The organism is Pseudomonas sp. S3E12 (genome assembly GCF_001702295.1).
Classification (GTDB): domain Bacteria; phylum Pseudomonadota; class Gammaproteobacteria; order Pseudomonadales; family Pseudomonadaceae; genus Aquipseudomonas; species Aquipseudomonas marginalis.
Map to the genome: position 1 here is coordinate 268,905 of NZ_MBDT01000022.1, position 14,579 is coordinate 283,483.

At 63.0% G+C, this 14,579-nt stretch carries 17 protein-coding genes and 1 riboswitch; of the genes, 3 read left to right on the plus strand and 14 right to left on the minus strand.

What is annotated here, in order from left to right; all coding sequences use genetic code 11:
• Window positions 1-98: 98 nt before the first annotated feature.
• The 3 genes from BB029_RS20585 (at window position 99) to BB029_RS20595 (ending at window position 2,514) form a co-directional block, all read left to right on the plus strand.
• Window positions 99-320 carry a hypothetical protein gene (locus BB029_RS20585; RefSeq protein ID WP_010563939.1) on the plus strand — a complete coding sequence of 74 codons (222 nt, stop codon included), beginning with the start codon at window positions 99-101 and terminating at the stop codon, window positions 318-320.
• Window positions 321-601: 281 nt separating this feature from the next.
• Window positions 602-1,084, plus strand: coding sequence for a hypothetical protein (locus BB029_RS20590; protein ID WP_065940587.1), 483 nt, complete (start codon window positions 602-604; stop codon window positions 1,082-1,084).
• A 146-nt stretch (window positions 1,085-1,230) separates the two neighbouring features.
• The gene (locus BB029_RS20595; protein WP_065940588.1) at window positions 1,231-2,514 is read left to right on the plus strand and encodes an OmpP1/FadL family transporter; all 1,284 of its coding nucleotides are present in this window, start codon (window positions 1,231-1,233) and stop codon (window positions 2,512-2,514) included.
• A 65-nt stretch (window positions 2,515-2,579) separates the two neighbouring features.
• Here BB029_RS20595 and BB029_RS20600 read toward each other — a convergent pair whose 3' ends face one another.
• The 14 genes from BB029_RS20600 to cobO form a co-directional block, all read right to left on the minus strand.
• Window positions 2,580-3,131: a glutathione peroxidase gene (locus BB029_RS20600; protein WP_027603814.1), complete on the minus strand. Its 552-nt coding sequence runs from the start codon at window positions 3,129-3,131 to the stop codon at window positions 2,580-2,582.
• Between the two features lie 35 nt (window positions 3,132-3,166).
• On the minus strand, window positions 3,167-3,289 hold the full coding sequence (locus tag BB029_RS33860; protein ID WP_256558408.1) for a hypothetical protein: 123 nt from the start codon (window positions 3,287-3,289) through the stop codon (window positions 3,167-3,169).
• The gene (locus tag BB029_RS20605; protein WP_168166826.1) at window positions 3,286-4,485 is read right to left on the minus strand and encodes an MFS transporter; all 1,200 of its coding nucleotides are present in this window, start codon (window positions 4,483-4,485) and stop codon (window positions 3,286-3,288) included. The genes BB029_RS33860 and BB029_RS20605 overlap by 4 nt, the downstream gene beginning before the upstream one ends.
• A gap of 63 nt (window positions 4,486-4,548) precedes the next feature.
• The gene (locus tag BB029_RS20610; RefSeq protein ID WP_027603812.1) at window positions 4,549-4,953 is read right to left on the minus strand and encodes a MarR family winged helix-turn-helix transcriptional regulator; all 405 of its coding nucleotides are present in this window, start codon (window positions 4,951-4,953) and stop codon (window positions 4,549-4,551) included.
• 42 nt (window positions 4,954-4,995) lie between these two features.
• A complete protein-coding gene (locus BB029_RS20615; protein WP_027603811.1) occupies window positions 4,996-5,724 on the minus strand; it encodes an adenosylcobinamide-GDP ribazoletransferase in 729 nt (242 codons plus the stop codon).
• A 2-nt stretch (window positions 5,725-5,726) separates the two neighbouring features.
• Window positions 5,727-6,302 carry an alpha-ribazole phosphatase family protein gene (gene cobC, locus BB029_RS20620; RefSeq protein ID WP_065940590.1) on the minus strand — a complete coding sequence of 192 codons (576 nt, stop codon included), beginning with the start codon at window positions 6,300-6,302 and terminating at the stop codon, window positions 5,727-5,729.
• Entirely contained in the window at window positions 6,299-7,354 is a 1,056-nt protein-coding gene (gene cobT, locus BB029_RS20625; protein ID WP_065940591.1) for a nicotinate-nucleotide--dimethylbenzimidazole phosphoribosyltransferase, read from the minus strand. The genes cobC and cobT overlap by 4 nt, the downstream gene beginning before the upstream one ends.
• Window positions 7,351-7,872 (minus strand): bifunctional adenosylcobinamide kinase/adenosylcobinamide-phosphate guanylyltransferase, encoded by a 522-nt coding sequence (gene cobU, locus BB029_RS20630; protein ID WP_065940592.1) that lies wholly within the window; start codon window positions 7,870-7,872, stop codon window positions 7,351-7,353. Before cobU ends, cobT begins: the two co-directional genes overlap by 4 nt.
• Window positions 7,873-8,299: 427 nt before the next feature.
• Window positions 8,300-9,751 (minus strand): cobyric acid synthase, encoded by a 1,452-nt coding sequence (locus tag BB029_RS20635; protein WP_065940593.1) that lies wholly within the window; start codon window positions 9,749-9,751, stop codon window positions 8,300-8,302.
• Entirely contained in the window at window positions 9,748-10,737 is a 990-nt protein-coding gene (gene cobD, locus BB029_RS20640) for a threonine-phosphate decarboxylase CobD (protein WP_065940594.1), read from the minus strand. The genes BB029_RS20635 and cobD overlap by 4 nt, the downstream gene beginning before the upstream one ends.
• Window positions 10,730-11,638, minus strand: a complete 909-nt coding sequence (gene cbiB, locus BB029_RS20645; RefSeq protein WP_065940595.1) for an adenosylcobinamide-phosphate synthase CbiB — start codon at window positions 11,636-11,638, stop codon at window positions 10,730-10,732. The genes cobD and cbiB overlap by 8 nt, the downstream gene beginning before the upstream one ends.
• Window positions 11,635-12,285 carry a 5,6-dimethylbenzimidazole synthase gene (gene bluB, locus BB029_RS20650; RefSeq protein WP_065940596.1) on the minus strand — a complete coding sequence of 217 codons (651 nt, stop codon included), beginning with the start codon at window positions 12,283-12,285 and terminating at the stop codon, window positions 11,635-11,637. Before bluB ends, cbiB begins: the two co-directional genes overlap by 4 nt.
• Window positions 12,282-13,631, minus strand: coding sequence for a cobyrinate a,c-diamide synthase (locus BB029_RS20655; RefSeq protein ID WP_065940597.1), 1,350 nt, complete (start codon window positions 13,629-13,631; stop codon window positions 12,282-12,284). The genes bluB and BB029_RS20655 overlap by 4 nt, the downstream gene beginning before the upstream one ends.
• Window positions 13,628-14,239, minus strand: a complete 612-nt coding sequence (gene cobO / locus BB029_RS20660; RefSeq protein WP_065924919.1) for a cob(I)yrinic acid a,c-diamide adenosyltransferase — start codon at window positions 14,237-14,239, stop codon at window positions 13,628-13,630. Before cobO ends, BB029_RS20655 begins: the two co-directional genes overlap by 4 nt.
• A gap of 72 nt (window positions 14,240-14,311) precedes the next feature.
• Window positions 14,312-14,569: riboswitch (cobalamin riboswitch) on the minus strand.
• Between the last annotated feature and the right edge of the window lie 10 nt (window positions 14,570-14,579).

A 14,579-nucleotide genomic window follows, 5' to 3' on the forward strand; every position in this document is an offset into this window, starting at 1 on the left:
CAGTCGGGTTCTTCGTTTGATCAATGGTGATCAACGTTACTGGAACGTTTTAACGTTGCACGGTTCTTATCCGTGTCATTTGTAGGAACACCAATAATATGTCCGCTATCCATACTCAGGATGCCATTCGCACCCTCACCAACGCTTTTGCCCCAATGAACTGCCTGATCATGGCCGCTCGCAAAGGCTGCTTCAGCTTCACCCTGGTCAACGAACACGGCATCGCTCGTCACAGCGAACGCCTGTACCCCGATCAATACTCCAGCGCTGAACCGCTGCAGGCCGTGATCGAGCGTACCCGTCAGGCACTGGTTGCCTGATCGACCCGAGTCGCTGAAACACAAAAAACCCTGCTTAAAACGCAGGGTTTTTTATTGCCCGTCATTCTTGGCTCGAGTATTTGCACTAAGTTCAAATCGATATAAACGTTATAACTGGATGAAGAAGATGTTTTAAAAACAGTCCTTTACCTCATGAATATGACACTACACTTGAACTCAAGCGGCATGATCCGCTTCCGACGAGCCTGAGAGCCGATCCACTGCTGCCAAGCCCCCCCTTTCTCAGGGCTCGTCGACCCTTTTCACGGATTGAGGCATGTATGGGTATCGCAGCCAGTGAATTGTGTCGTTATGTGATCCGGCCGACGCTGACGTACCTCGGACAGCAGAGCCCCACGGCTGAGTCACTGCTGCTGGGTATCGCCGCCAGCCAGTCGGAATTGGGTTCCGCCCTGCATGATCGACGCGGCCACGGCCTGTACAGCATCACCGAACCTCGCCATCGTGCCTTGTGGGATAACTACCTGGCGCTCGACCCCGAGCGTGCCAGCCTGGTACGCGGGCTCGCCAGCCAACACGCCTTTCTCAGTGCGCCCCAACTGGAACTCACCGTAAACCTGCGTTATGCCACGGCCATCGCCTGGCTCCTGGTCGAACAACACAGCCCCGCCCTGCCACCACCCGGTGATGTTTTAGCCATGGCGCGTATCTGGAAAGAAATATTTCATCCTCAAGGAAGGCTGCGGGATTTCACCCAGGCCTGGCAAACCTGTGTTTCGCCCTTGAATCACGCGACCTGCTGACCGGGCAATTTGCAAGATTCGGCAAAAAAGCCGAATTCTGGTCGGATTGTCCTACAAAACCGCTCTATCTCCTGCATTACAGCCTATAGCGCGATGTTAATTTTATTGATACTTTCCGCTGCGGTGATCACCACGGAGTTCTAATAATGAAAAAAGTAATGCTCAAGACCACACTTAGCCTCGCCGTTGCCATGGCATCCTCCCAACTGTTCGCTAGCGGTTTCGCACTGAACGAACAGAGCGTCAGCGGGATGGGTACGGGTTTCGCAGGTCGCTCTTCTTCTGCCGATGATGCAAGCACTGTCTACGGTAACCCTGCCGGTATGTCGCGCCTGAATGGCCAGCAAATCACCGGTGGTGTTGCGGCTATCGATGCCTCCACCGACATCAGCAATACCGGTGGCAACTCTCGCGGCTCCAACAAAGGTGACATGGTTCCGTTCACCGCGGTGCCATTCGGTTTCTACACCAATAAACTCAACGATCAGTGGGCCGTCGGCTTCGGTGTATACGCACCGTTCGGCCTGGTGACCGACTATGAAAACGGCTTCCAGGGCCGTGGCTTCGGCAGCAAGAGCGAAGTGAAGGTCATGACCTTCCAGCCCACTGTCAGCTACGCCTTCAACGACCGTGTATCCATCGGTTTTGGCCCGACCATCAACCGGATTTCCGGTGTGCTCGAGTCGGACAAGACCCTCAGCCCGCTCGCTTCCGATACCAACGTCAAAATCAAGGGTGACGATACCGCTCTGGGTTTCAACGTCGGCGTATTGGTCCAGGCCACCGACACCACTCGCGTGGGCCTGACCTACCATTCGAAGGTCAAGTACAAGCTGGAAGGCCACACCACGGTCAGCGGCCCAGCGGCCACTCAACCGTTCCTGCGTAACAACCGTTACGACGCTTCGTTGAAAATCGACACCCCAGAGTCCTACGACCTGTCGGTCACCCAAGACCTGACCGACGCCTGGAAACTCTACGGCGGTGCAACCTGGACGCGTTGGAGTCGCCTGAAAGAGATCACCGTCAACAACGAAGGCGTAACAGCTGCAGGCGGCTTACTGGCGCCAAGCCAACTGGGTTCTATCACTGAAGAACAAAATTGGCACGACACCTGGGCCTACGCGGTGGGTACCTCGTATCAGTTGACCAAGCAAGTCGTGCTGCGTACCGGCCTGACCTTTGACCAATCCCCAGCCAACAACACCGATCGTTCGCCACGCATCCCGACGGGTGACCGTACGATCTTCAGCGTGGGCCTGGGCTACAAAGTCATGGATAACATGACCGTCGACCTGGCGTATTCGTACCTGAAAGAAGAAGACGTCAAGATCAACCAGACGGCTAACGCCCCGTCGACAGCCAGTTACCGCGCCAAGTACGAAAACAGTGCCAACGGTTTCGGCCTGGGCATGACCTACACCTTCTGATCCAGGCGGGTGTAAAAAAGCCCCGCTCTCCCGCAAGGGAGGCGGGGCTTTTCAGTGCCCGATAATCAGGGTTTGGACGCTATCGCCTGCTCCACCGCCTTGATCAGGTCGGGGCTGTCCGGCTTGGTCAGGCTGGAGAAATCGGCAATCACCTTGCCCTGCCGGTCGACCACGTACTTGTAGAAGTTCCACTTCGGCGCATTGCTCTGCTGCGCCAATACCTTGAACAGGTGCACCGCGTCCGGGCCCTTGACCTTCTGCGGCTCGGTCATGGTGAAGGTCACGCCGTAGTTCACGTAGCAGACCTTGGCGGTTTCTTCGCCGGTCTTGGCTTCCTGCTTGAAGTCATCGGATGGCACGCCGATCACCTCCAACCCTTCATCCTTGTAGCGCTGATACAGCGCTTCGAGGCCTTTGAATTGCGGCGCGAACCCGCAAAAGCTCGCAGTGTTGACGATCACCAGGGGCTTGCCGGCAAAACGTTGGCACAGGTCGATGGATTCCTTGGCGCGCAACTTGGGCAATTGACCCTCCAGCAACGGCGGGCAATCGGCAGCCAACGCCACACCGCCAAAAGCAGCCATCAGCACAGGTACAGCGAGCCAGCGCATCTGCATGTCGAAAAGTCCTTTAAAAAGTTCAGGTACCGAACTTAACAGATCGACATACCCAGTTGCATCAACGCCAGGCCACCGCGCTGCCAGCCCCACCAGGCCAGGGCCATTAACAGCACGGTCGCGGCTGCCCCGCCGAACCAATACCAGGTCGAACTCATGCCGCCTCCATCTGCGCCTGCAATCGCGCCACCGGCCGCTCACGCACCGGCCAGTTAAGGGCTGCGGCGAGCACACTCAACAGGATCGCCATTTGCCAGATCAAATCGTAGTTACCGGTTCGATCATAGACCACTCCGCCCAACCAGCCGCCAAGGAACGAGCCAAGCTGGTGGAAAAGGAACACGATCCCACCGAGCATGGACAGGTTTCGCACCCCGAACAACGTGGCGACCGTGCCGTTGGTCAGCGGTACCGTGGACAGCCACAAAAAGCCCATGGCCATGCCGAACAGGTAGGCCGTGACTTCGGTCACCGGCGCCCACAAAAACAGGATGATCACCACCGCGCGCAGCAGGTACAACCCGGTCAACAGGCGCGGCTTGGACATGCGCCCGCCAAGCCAGCCGGCGGTGTAGGTACCGAAGATATTGAACAGCCCGATCAACGCCAACACCGTGGTACCGACGGTGGCCGGCAAGTGCTGGTCCACCAGGTAGGCCGGCAGGTGCACACCAATAAACACCACCTGGAAACCACAGACGAAAAAGCCGAAGGCCAGCAGCCAGAACCCGGAGTGGGAGCAGGCTTCCTTCAAGGCTTCACCCAGGGTCTGCTGGCCGGCCATGACCGGCAACGGGCGATCCTTGAGCATGCTCACCAGCGGCAGGATCAGCGCCACCATCAATCCCAGCGCCAGCAAGGCGGCCGACCAGCCCAGCCAACTGATCAAGCCCAACGTGCCCGGCACCATGGCGAACTGGCCAAACGAACCAGCGGCACTGGCGATGCCCATCGCCATGCTGCGCTTTTCCGGCGCCACGGCGCGGCCGACCACACCCAGAATCACCGAGAACGATGTACCCGACAGGCCAATCCCGATCAGCAGGCCGGCACTCAAGGACAACGACCACGCCGAATCCGACAGGCCCATCAACACCAGGCCTGCGGCGTACAACACCCCGCCGACAAACACCGCCTTGGTGGCGCCGAACCGGTCGGCCAGGGCACCGGTGAACGGCTGCGCCAGGCCCCAGATCAGGTTCTGCAAGGCGATGGCAAAGGCAAAGGTCTCACGGCCCCAGCCGAACTCGCTGCTCATCGGCGCCAGGAACAGGCCGAACCCGTGCCGCACGCCCAAGGACAACGCCAGGATCAGCGCACTCCCTACAAGGATCCAACCACTGGTGCGCCACATCGACGTCATTTCTTATTCTCCGTTCGCGGGTATATACCCGCTTGTATTCGAACAAACCCGCGTTCAGGCGAGTTCATCCAGCAAGGCCAACAGGGTTTCGCGTTTTTCCGCCCCGAGTTGATCGATCAATTTCTGTTGCGCTGCCTCCCAGGCGGGTAACGCAGCGGCCAGGCGCTCTTCACCGGCGGCGGTCAACAGCACCAGGCGGTTGCGCAGGTCATCGCCCTCCACCATCCGCACCAGGCCCTCCCCCTCTAACACCCGCAGGTTGCGTCCCAAGGTGCTGCGATCCAGGCCCATGGCGTCGGCCAGGCTGGAAATGCTCGGTTGATCGAGGCGCTGCAGGTTGCACAGCAAGGAATACTGGGCGACGTTGATCCCGAAGCCGTCGAGGGCGCCGTCGTAGTGCCTGCTGACGCCACGGGCGGCACGTCGCAGGTTGGTGCATAAACATTGGGAGGCAAGCATGGAACGTGTATATACCCGCGATTAAGGAAATGCAAGAAAGTGTTACAACGCCAGACCGACCAGAACAGCCACTTCCAGCAGCTCCAGCAGCGCGCCAGCGGTGTCGCCGGTGGTGCCGCCGAGGCGATTGACCATCAACTGGCGCAGGCCGATAAAACACACGGCCGCGAGCAGCACGGCGAGCCCACCGCTGAAACCACCGATCAGGATGCAGGCCAGGCCACTGAGGATCAGCACCTGTTGCCCGACGACGCGCGGTAAATGATCCGACAACGCCTGGCCCAACCCACCCGCTCGCACATAACGGGTGGTGAGAAACAACCCGAGCATCGACGCGCGCCCGATCAACGGCGCGAGAATCAACGCCACACCGTTGCGCTGTTCGATCAAAGCCACCAGTGCGGTGAACTTGAGCAGCAACACCAGGCCCAGGGTGACCACGGCAATCGGCCCGCTGCGCGGGTCTTTCATGATGCTGAGGGTGCGCTCGCGGTCGCCGAAGCCACCCAGCCAGGCATCGGCGCTGTCCGCCAGGCCGTCGAGGTGCAAGCCGCCACTGAGCAATACCCAGGCCGTCAGCAGCAGCGCGGCGTGCAACAACAGCGGTGATCCGGTCAACAGCGTATTGAGGCCCCACAGCAGCACGCCGAACAGCAACCCGACCACGGGATAAAACAGCAACGAGCGCCCCAGTTCCTGCGGCTGCGGCATACCCGGCAGGCGAATCGGCAAACTGCTCAGGAACTGCACGGCGATCCAGAACGGCAGCATGCTTAGATTCCTTCCTTCAACACGCCATCGGCGCCGACCTGCAGGTTGAACAACCCACCATGAGCGACTTCCACATTCAGCAACTGCTCACGGGGCAACCCCCGAGCCTGGGCCAACAACAAACGCATCACCCCGCCATGACTGATCAACAGCACACGCTCACCGGCATACGCCTTATGCAGGCGCAGGACGGCGCCCAAAACCCGCTGGGAAAACGCGCTGACCGGTTCGCCCTGGGGCGGCGTGAAGCTATAGGGATCGGCCCAGAACCGGCCCAGGCCTTCGGCGTCGGTCTCCATCAGCGCTGCCGCACTCTGCCCTTCCCAGGCACCGAAGTGCAGTTCCTGCAGGTCCTTTTCCAGGCTCACCGGCACATTCAGCCGCGCGCCCAGTTCATCCGCGAACCGCGCGCAGCGTTGCAGCGGCGAGCTGATCAGCCGATCCCAGGGCCCCTGTGCCAGCACGGCGGCGCGCATCTGTTCCCAGCCCTTGGCGGTCAATGCATCGTCCAGGCTGCCGCGCAGGCCACCCCCCAGTTCGGTTTCGCCATGGCGCAACAGGTCCAGGTGCAAGGTCATGCCGGACGGTCTGCCACGGCCGCTTCGGCAAACGTCGCCATCTGCCCGTGCAGCGCACAGGCCAGGCGCAGCAACGGCACCGCCAACGCCGCGCCACTGCCCTCGCCCAGGCGCAGGCCGAGTTCCAGCAACGGTTGTGCATCGAGGCTCTGCAAGACATGGCGATGGCCAGGCTCGGCGCCGCGGTGGCCGAACAGCAGCCAGTCGCGGCACGCCGGGTTCAAGCGCGTGGCGACCAGCGCCGCGACGGTGCAGATAAACCCATCCACCAGCACCACGATGCCTTCCTGGGCACAGGCCAGGTAAGCCCCCACCAAGGCAGCGATTTCAAAGCCACCGAGATTAAACAGAGTGTGCAGCGCATCCCCACGCTGCGCGGCATGCAGCGTCAGCGCGCGTTCGATCACCGCCACCTTGTGACTGACGCCTTGGGCATTCAACCCGGTGCCCGGGCCTGTGAGGTCAGTCACCTGGCAATCGAGCAAGGCGCAGGCCAGCGCACTGGCGGCGGTGGTGTTGCCGATGCCCATCTCGCCGCCGACAAACAACTGCGCACCGCTTTCACGGGCGCGCAGCACACTGTCGCGACCCGCCTGCAATGCCAATCGGCCCTGGGCGCCGGTCATTGCCGGGCCCTTGACGAAATTGGCGGTGCCCGCGCCGATATTCAGGTGACGGACGCCGGGCAGGTTCAGCGAAGGGGTCACCGTACCGAGGTCGACCACTTCCAACTGCGCATCCAGTTGCCGCGCCAGTACGCTGATGGCCGCGCCACCGGTGACAAAGTTATGCAGCATCTGCCCGGTCACTTCCTGGGGAAACGCCGATACACCCTCGGCAACCACGCCGTGGTCACCGGCAAAGATGGCGATCCACAGCCGGTCCACCGACGGTTTGACCAGGCCCTGCAAGCCGGCCAATTGCACCGCCAGCGCCTCCAGCTGGCCCAGGGAACCGGCCGGTTTGGTCAATTGCTGCTGGCGCGCCAGGGCTTGTTCGTACGCCGAGGCGTCAATGGCCTTACAAGGGTTGAGCCACCAGGTGTCAGTCATAACGCAGTACCTTTCAACGTCAGGGGCAGGCCGGCAACCGTCAGGACAACACGCTGACAGCGCTCGGCCAAGGCTTGATGCAGCCAACCGGCTTCATCCACATAGCGGCGAGTCAATTCGCCCAGCGGCACGACACCCAGACCGGTCTCGTTGCTGACAAAAATAATTTCACCCGGCAGCACGGCCAGGCTTTCCAGCAATTGATCGCGCTCGAACGCCAGGCGCTGCGCGTCTTCGAGCATCAGCAGGTTGGTCAACCACAGGGTCAGGCAATCCACCAGCAGGCAACGACCGGGCGCGGCGTTTTCGCGCAGCACACGCGCCAGCTCGACAGGTTCTTCGATCAAACCCCAGTGATCAGGGCGACGCTCGCGATGCAAGGCAACACGGGCATTCATCTCGCCGTCAAGCGGCTGGCTGGTGGCGATATAGATGACGGGCAAAGCGCTGTCGCCGGCGAGTTTTTCAGCGAGGCGGCTTTTGCCGGAGCGGGCGCCGCCTAAAATCAGTTGAAGCATGAGATACCCCCTGCCCACCCACCCATCCACGATGCGCAGCGAGTCGTTTTTGATCTGGCTTTTGATCTGAGGTCGCCCCGTAAACCACGCTGGCCGAACGCAGGCTTGAATCCGTGGGTAACCCGGCAGGACGCCGGGTTAGCCGCACTGGGCCAGGGATGGCCCATTGCGGCGGCCCACGGATTCAAGCCGGAGTGAGGGCACACCGAGCTCAAGCGAGGTGCCGAGTGGTGGGGCGAAGGCCTTTTGCTTACTTTTGGGCCTTTCCAAAAGTGAGCCGCTGTAAGAGCGGAACCATACGTGGCCGTTACCGCAGGAATGGATATGTACTCGGTATACCTGAACAATTCAGCACCTGATACACCGCTATCGGGGGCAAGTCGAATCGTCGCGCCGCCCCTCCCACATTTGAACCGTGTGTACACGATTAAACCCCACACAGTTTGCGCAACAAATCGGTATCCAAGTGGTTCTCCACCAGATCCGCCAGGCGCTCGATATCGCGCTCGCGCAGGGCGTAATAATCCACCGCCTGCACATCCTGCAACCCGGCCCAACGCAGCAACGCACTGCAGGCCGCCGGCGTCTCGAACACGCCATGCAAATACGTGCCAAGAATCTGCCCATCAGCACTGTGCGCGCCGTCACGGCGACCGTCCTCCAGCACCACGGCGGCGTTCGCCAGGGCCGCGCCGCACGTCACGCCGGCATGGATCTCATAGCCACTGACCTCGGCGTCCTCCAGCAACAAGCGCCCGCGGACATTACGCAACTGTTTCTCGGCCTCCAGGGTGGTACTGAACGCCAGCAGCCCCAGGCCGTCGCTGGAACCGGCTGGCCCTTCCAGGCCCAACGGGTCGTGCACCTGCTCACCGAGCATCTGCAAGCCGCCGCAAATCCCCAGCACCTTGCCGCCGTAGCGCAAGTGCCGCGCCACGGCGGTGTCCCAGCCATGGGCACGCAGGTACGCGAGGTCGCTGCGCACGCTTTTCGAGCCCGGCAGGATGACCAGGTCGGCGGCCGGAATCGGCTGGCCCGGCCCGATGAACTGCAAATCCACTTGGGGATGCAGGCGCAGCGGATCGAAATCCGTGTGGTTGCTGATGCGCGGCAACACCGGCACCACCACCTTGAGCACCTGCGCCGCCTTGTCGATCTGACGTTGGTCGATGCCGTCCTCGGCTTCCAGGTGCAGGTCCATCACGTAGGGCAATACGCCCACCACCGGTTTGCCGGTGCGTGCCTGCAACCAGTCCAGGCCGGGTTGCAGCAGTGCGATGTCGCCGCGAAAGCGGTTGATGATGAAGCCCTTGACCCGCGCCTGTTCGCTGGGAGCGAGCAATTCCAGGGTGCCGACCAGATGGGCGAACACTCCGCCGCGATTGATGTCGGCAATCAGCAGCACCGGGCAGTCGACGGCCTCGGCGAAGCCCATGTTGGCGATGTCATTGGCGCGCAGGTTGATCTCCGCCGGGGAGCCTGCACCCTCCACCATCACCACCGGGTAGGTTTCGCTCAACCGCGCGTGGGAGGCCAGCACCGCCTGCATCGCGATGGCTTTGTAATCGTGATACGCCACGGCATTCATGCTGGTGACCGCACGGCCATGGATGATCACCTGGGAGCCGGTGTCGCTGTTGGGCTTGAGCAGCACCGGGTTCATGTCGGTGTGGGGCGCCAGGTTGGCCGCCTGGGCCTGCACCGCCTGGGCACGGCCGATCTCGCCGCCTTCGGCTGTCACGGCGCTGTTGAGCGCCATGTTCTGCGGTTTGAACGGCACCACGGCGATGCCCTGGCGTACCAGCCAGCGGCACAACGCGGTCACCAGGGTACTTTTGCCGGCATCGGAGGTAGTGCCTTGCACCATCAGCGTCGTCATAAGGCGTCCTTGTAGGCCGCCAGCGCTTCGTCAAGGCGCAGCCAGTCGGCCTCGGTGTCGGGCAGGCCAAACCGCACGCTGCTGTTGTGCACAAACAGGCGCAGCAAGATGCCGCGCTGGGCCATGAATTCGTGCATGCGCTCGGCGTGCGGGGTGATCAACCACTGGAACAACGCGCAGCCGCCCTGGGGTTGAAAGCCACGGCGCTCGAGCAGTTCAAACAAGCGCTGGCCGGCCTCGATGCAGCGTGCCCGCTGCCGCGCATGGCCGGCGGTATCGCGCAGGCACACTTGCCCCAGCACCCGCGTCGGCCCGCTGACGGCCCACGGCCCGACCTGTTCGGCCAGCAACTTGAGCAGCCTGCGCTCGGCCAGCACAAAGCCCAGGCGCACCCCGGCCAGGCCGAAAAACTTGCCGAACGAACGCAGCACAATCAGGCCGACCTGATGGGCCTGGCTCGCCAGGCTCAACTGCGGGGTGACATCCATGAACGCTTCGTCCACCACCAGCCAGCCGCCGCGCTGGGCCAGCCTTGTGTGCCAATCCAGCAGGCGTTGCGGGGCCAGGCTCAGTCCGGTGGGGTTATTGGGATTGACCACCACCAGCACGTCGAGGACGTCGAGGAAGAAGTCGACTTCCTGCTCCTGTACTTCACGCACCACGTAGCCGGCGCGGCGCCAGGCCTCGGCATGTTCGGCGTAGCACGGCGACAGCACGCCGACCTTGCCAGCACGGCGCAGGCGCGGCAGCAACTGAATCGCCGCCTGGGAGCCGGGCACCGGCAGGACATGCGCGGCGCCGTAATACTCGCTGGCCGCCTGTTCCAGGCCGTCGTCCGATTCCGGCAAGCGCGCCCAGGCCCGCAGCGGAATCTCCGGGATCGGCCACGGCCAGGGCGCGAGGCCGCTGGACAGGTCCAGCCAATCGGCTTCGGCAATCCCGTACTGAATCGCCGCCTTGCGCAGCCGGCCACCGTGCTCAAGCATAAAATTGCCCCCCCACGCAGAGAATCAGCAACCACAACCATACGCCGCGCTGCACCAGTTGCCAGCCTCGATCAATGGAGTTGGCATCCGCCGCCGGGCCTTCGCCCAGTGGCGGACGCTGGTGCACCTCGCCGTGGTAAATCGCGGCACCGCCCAACTCAACGCCCAACGCGCCTGCGCCGGATGCCATCACCGGCCCGGCATTGGGGCTGTCCCAGGACGGCCCCTGGGTGCGCCAGCATTTGAGGGCCAGGCGGGTTTTGCCCAGCACGGCGTAGGTCAAGGCCACCAGGCGTGCGGGCACATAGTTGAGTACATCGTCGATCTTGGCCGCGGCCCAACCGAAACGCTCGAAGCGTTCGTTGCGATAGCCCCACATCGCGTCGAGCGTATTGCTCAGGCGGTAGAGCACCACGCCCGGCACGCCGGCGACGACAAACCAGAACAGCGCGGCAAACACCGCATCGCTGCCGTTTTCCAGCACCGATTCGGTGGCGGCACGGGCGACTTCGGTGCGGTCCAGTTCACTGGTCTGGCGGCTGACCAGGTAGCTCACTCGTGTGCGGGCCGCGTCGAGGTCATCGCTGCGCAGGGCCTGGGCCACCGGGATCACATGCTCGCCGAGGCTGCGCATGCCGAGGGCGCAGTACAACGCGAGGATCTCCAGGACCCAGCCGATATACGGCGCCCACGACAACGCGGTGGCCAGCAGGGTCAACGGCACCACGGCGATAACCCACGCAGTCACGCCATGGCTGCGCCAGCCCCGGCCACCGCTGTTGAAACGCTGCTCGATGCGCCCGGCAAAATTGCCGAACGCCACCAGCGGATGCCAGCGCCTGGGCTCGCCCAGCAGCGCATCCAGCGCCACCGCAGCGACACACAGCAAGGCCACACTCATTGACTCACTCCCCACGCATTTTCATACACCATGTCACTCAACGGCCGGGGCTCGGTCCAGCCTTCGAGCTGCAACATCGGTGCCGGGTAAAACTCGGTCACCGGCCCCAGGCACAAGACCGCCAGGGGTTTTGCGCCAGGCGGCAGGCCCAGCAGGTCGGCCAGGGCCTGGGGTTCGAACAGCGAGACCCAGCCCATGCCCAACCCCTCGACCCGCGCCGCCAGCCACAGGTTCTGGATCGCACAGGACAGCGACGCCAGGTCCATCTCCGGCAAGGTGCGCCGTCCGAAGATGTGGCGCTCGCGATCATCCATCAACGCCGCCACCAGCACTTCGGCGCAGTCGTGGATGCCTTCGACCTTGAGCTTCATGAACGCATCGGAGCGCTCGCCCAACGCCTCTGCGGTGCGCACGCGTTCTTCTTCCACCAACTGTTGAATCCGGCTGCGCACCGCGCGGTCGCTGATGCGGATAAACCGCCAGGGCTGCATCAGGCCGACACTCGGGGCCTGGTGCGCGGCCTGGAGCAGGCGATGCAGCAATTCGGGCGCGACACTGCCGCCGCTGAAGTGGCGCATGTCGCGGCGTTCGGCGATGGCGCGGTAGACGGCGTTGCGGTCGGCCTGGGGGAAAGCGTTGTCGGTCATGGCCCTATCGGGGGCAAGCCCCCTCCCACAGTGGATGGGGTTTCAGCTCGGTCCGGGGCAAACAACGCGGCTACCGCCGTCGGATTCGACGGGAAATAGAAGTGCACGTAAGAGGCGGTCATCCGCCCCTGTCGGAACACCGCTTCGGCACCGCGCCCACCGTTCGGGCTCAGGCCACGGGCAATCGGCTGGCACTCGGTGCTGGTCAGGGAATGGTGGTACGTGTGCCCGCGCAGCACGCCTTCCGGCAGTTCGACGCTTTGCAGGGCCAGGGCCGCGAGTTTCTTTTGCATCACCGCATCGCCTTGCAGCAGGCCGACCAGCTCGGCGCGGGTGCCGTCGACATCGGTAAGCGAATCCAACAGGTAGAGCATGCCGCCGCACTCGGCGAGCAAGGGTTTGCCGGCGGCATGATGGTTACGAATGGCGTCAAGCATCGGCGTGTTTTGCGACAGCGCCTGGTGGTGCAATTCCGGGTAACCGCCGGGCAAGTACAGGCTGTCAGCCTCGGGCAGCTGGCGATCATGGATCGGCGAGAAAAACGTCAGTTCGGCCCCCATCGCCCGCAGCAAGTCGAGGCTGGCGCCATAGGTGAAGGCAAAGGCTTCGTCACGGGCCACCGCAATGCGCACACCGGCCAGCAACGGCTCGGCCTCGATCACTTCCGGCGCGGCGAAGGTCACCGGTGGCGGCAATGCGACTTCGCAGCTGCTGCCCAGGGCCTGGGCGGCGGCGTCCAGGCGCACGTCGAGGTCATTCAGCTCGCTGGCCTGCACCAGGCCCAAATGGCGGCTGGGCAGTTCGATCCCGGTTTCGCGGGACAGGGCGCCATACCAACGCAAGCCTTCGGTGAGGCTGCCTTCCAGCAACTGCGCATGGCGCAGGGTGCCGACGCGGTTGGCCAGTACCCCCGCAAACGGCAGGTCCGGCTGATAACGCGCCAGGCCCAGGGCCAGGGCGCCAAAGGTCTGGGCCATGGCGGTGCCGTCGATCACACCGAGCACCGGCACGCCGAAATGCCGCGCCAGGTCGGCGCTGGACGGTGTGCCATCGAACAGGCCCATCACGCCTTCGATCAGGATGAGGTCGGCCTCACCCGCCGCTTCCCACAGCAGGCGGCGACTTTCCTGCTCACCCACCATCCACATGTCCAATTGATACACCGGCGCACCGCTGGCGCGCTCGTGGATCATCGGGTCCAGGAAATCCGGGCCGCATTTGAACACCCGTACTCTGCGCCCCAGGTTGCGGTGCAAACGGGCCAGCGCGGCGGTGACGGTGGTTTTGCCCTGGCCGGACGCCGGTGCGGCGATCAGGACGGCCGGGCAGTGACGGGGCTGATTCAAAGTTCGACGCCCTTCTGTGCCTTGATCCCGGCCTGGAACGCGTGCTTGAGCATGCCCATTTCGGTGACGGTGTCGCCCATTTCGATCAACTCAGGCTTGGCGCCACGACCGGTGACGACCACGTGCTGCATCGGCGGACGCGCTTGCAGGTCGCTGAGGACCTGGTCCAAGTCGAGGTAACCATGCTTGAGGGCGATGTTCAGCTCATCCAGCACCACCAGGCCGATGCGCGGGTCTTGCAGCAGTTCGCGGGACACGGCCCAGGCGGCTTCGGCGGCAGCGATATCGCGCTGGCGGTCCTGGGTCTCCCAGGTGAAGCCTTCGCCCATCACGTGGAAACGCACTTGCTCGGGGAAACGGCGGAAGAACAACTCCTCACCGGTGCTGTTGCGCCCCTTGATGAACTGCACCACACCGCACTGCATACCGTGGCCCATGGCGCGCGCGAGCATGCCGAATGCCGAGCTGCTCTTGCCTTTGCCGTTGCCGGTCAGCACCAGCAGCAAGCCACACTCATTGGGGGAATTGGCGATGCGCTCGTCGATCACGGCTTTTTTGCGCAGCATGCGCGCCAGGTGGCGTTCGTCGCGGTCGGGGGTATCGGTCATGGCAGCTCTCCATTGGGGCTGGACAAAAACGGCAGGCAGGAAAAAACAGACAGCCAAGCATCGCCCACCGTGATGCTGTTGGATGATCCAGGCCGGTCTCCGGGCTCATGAGTGGTGCGCCGGCTCATCGACAGAGCGAACACGCCGACGGCGCGCCTTCCCATATCGCGGGCGATACAGTGGCAAAAGGCACCGTCTTGACTCATTTACCGTTGCGGGGGCAGCGCCGGAATCGCGGCAGCACTGTGTACAAGTGCGCTCGCTCACCGGCTTCCCTGTTTCACTCGGTCGACCCATGGGTCACAGAGCACCTGGAACAAGCCGCGAAGGTTAGTGGGTT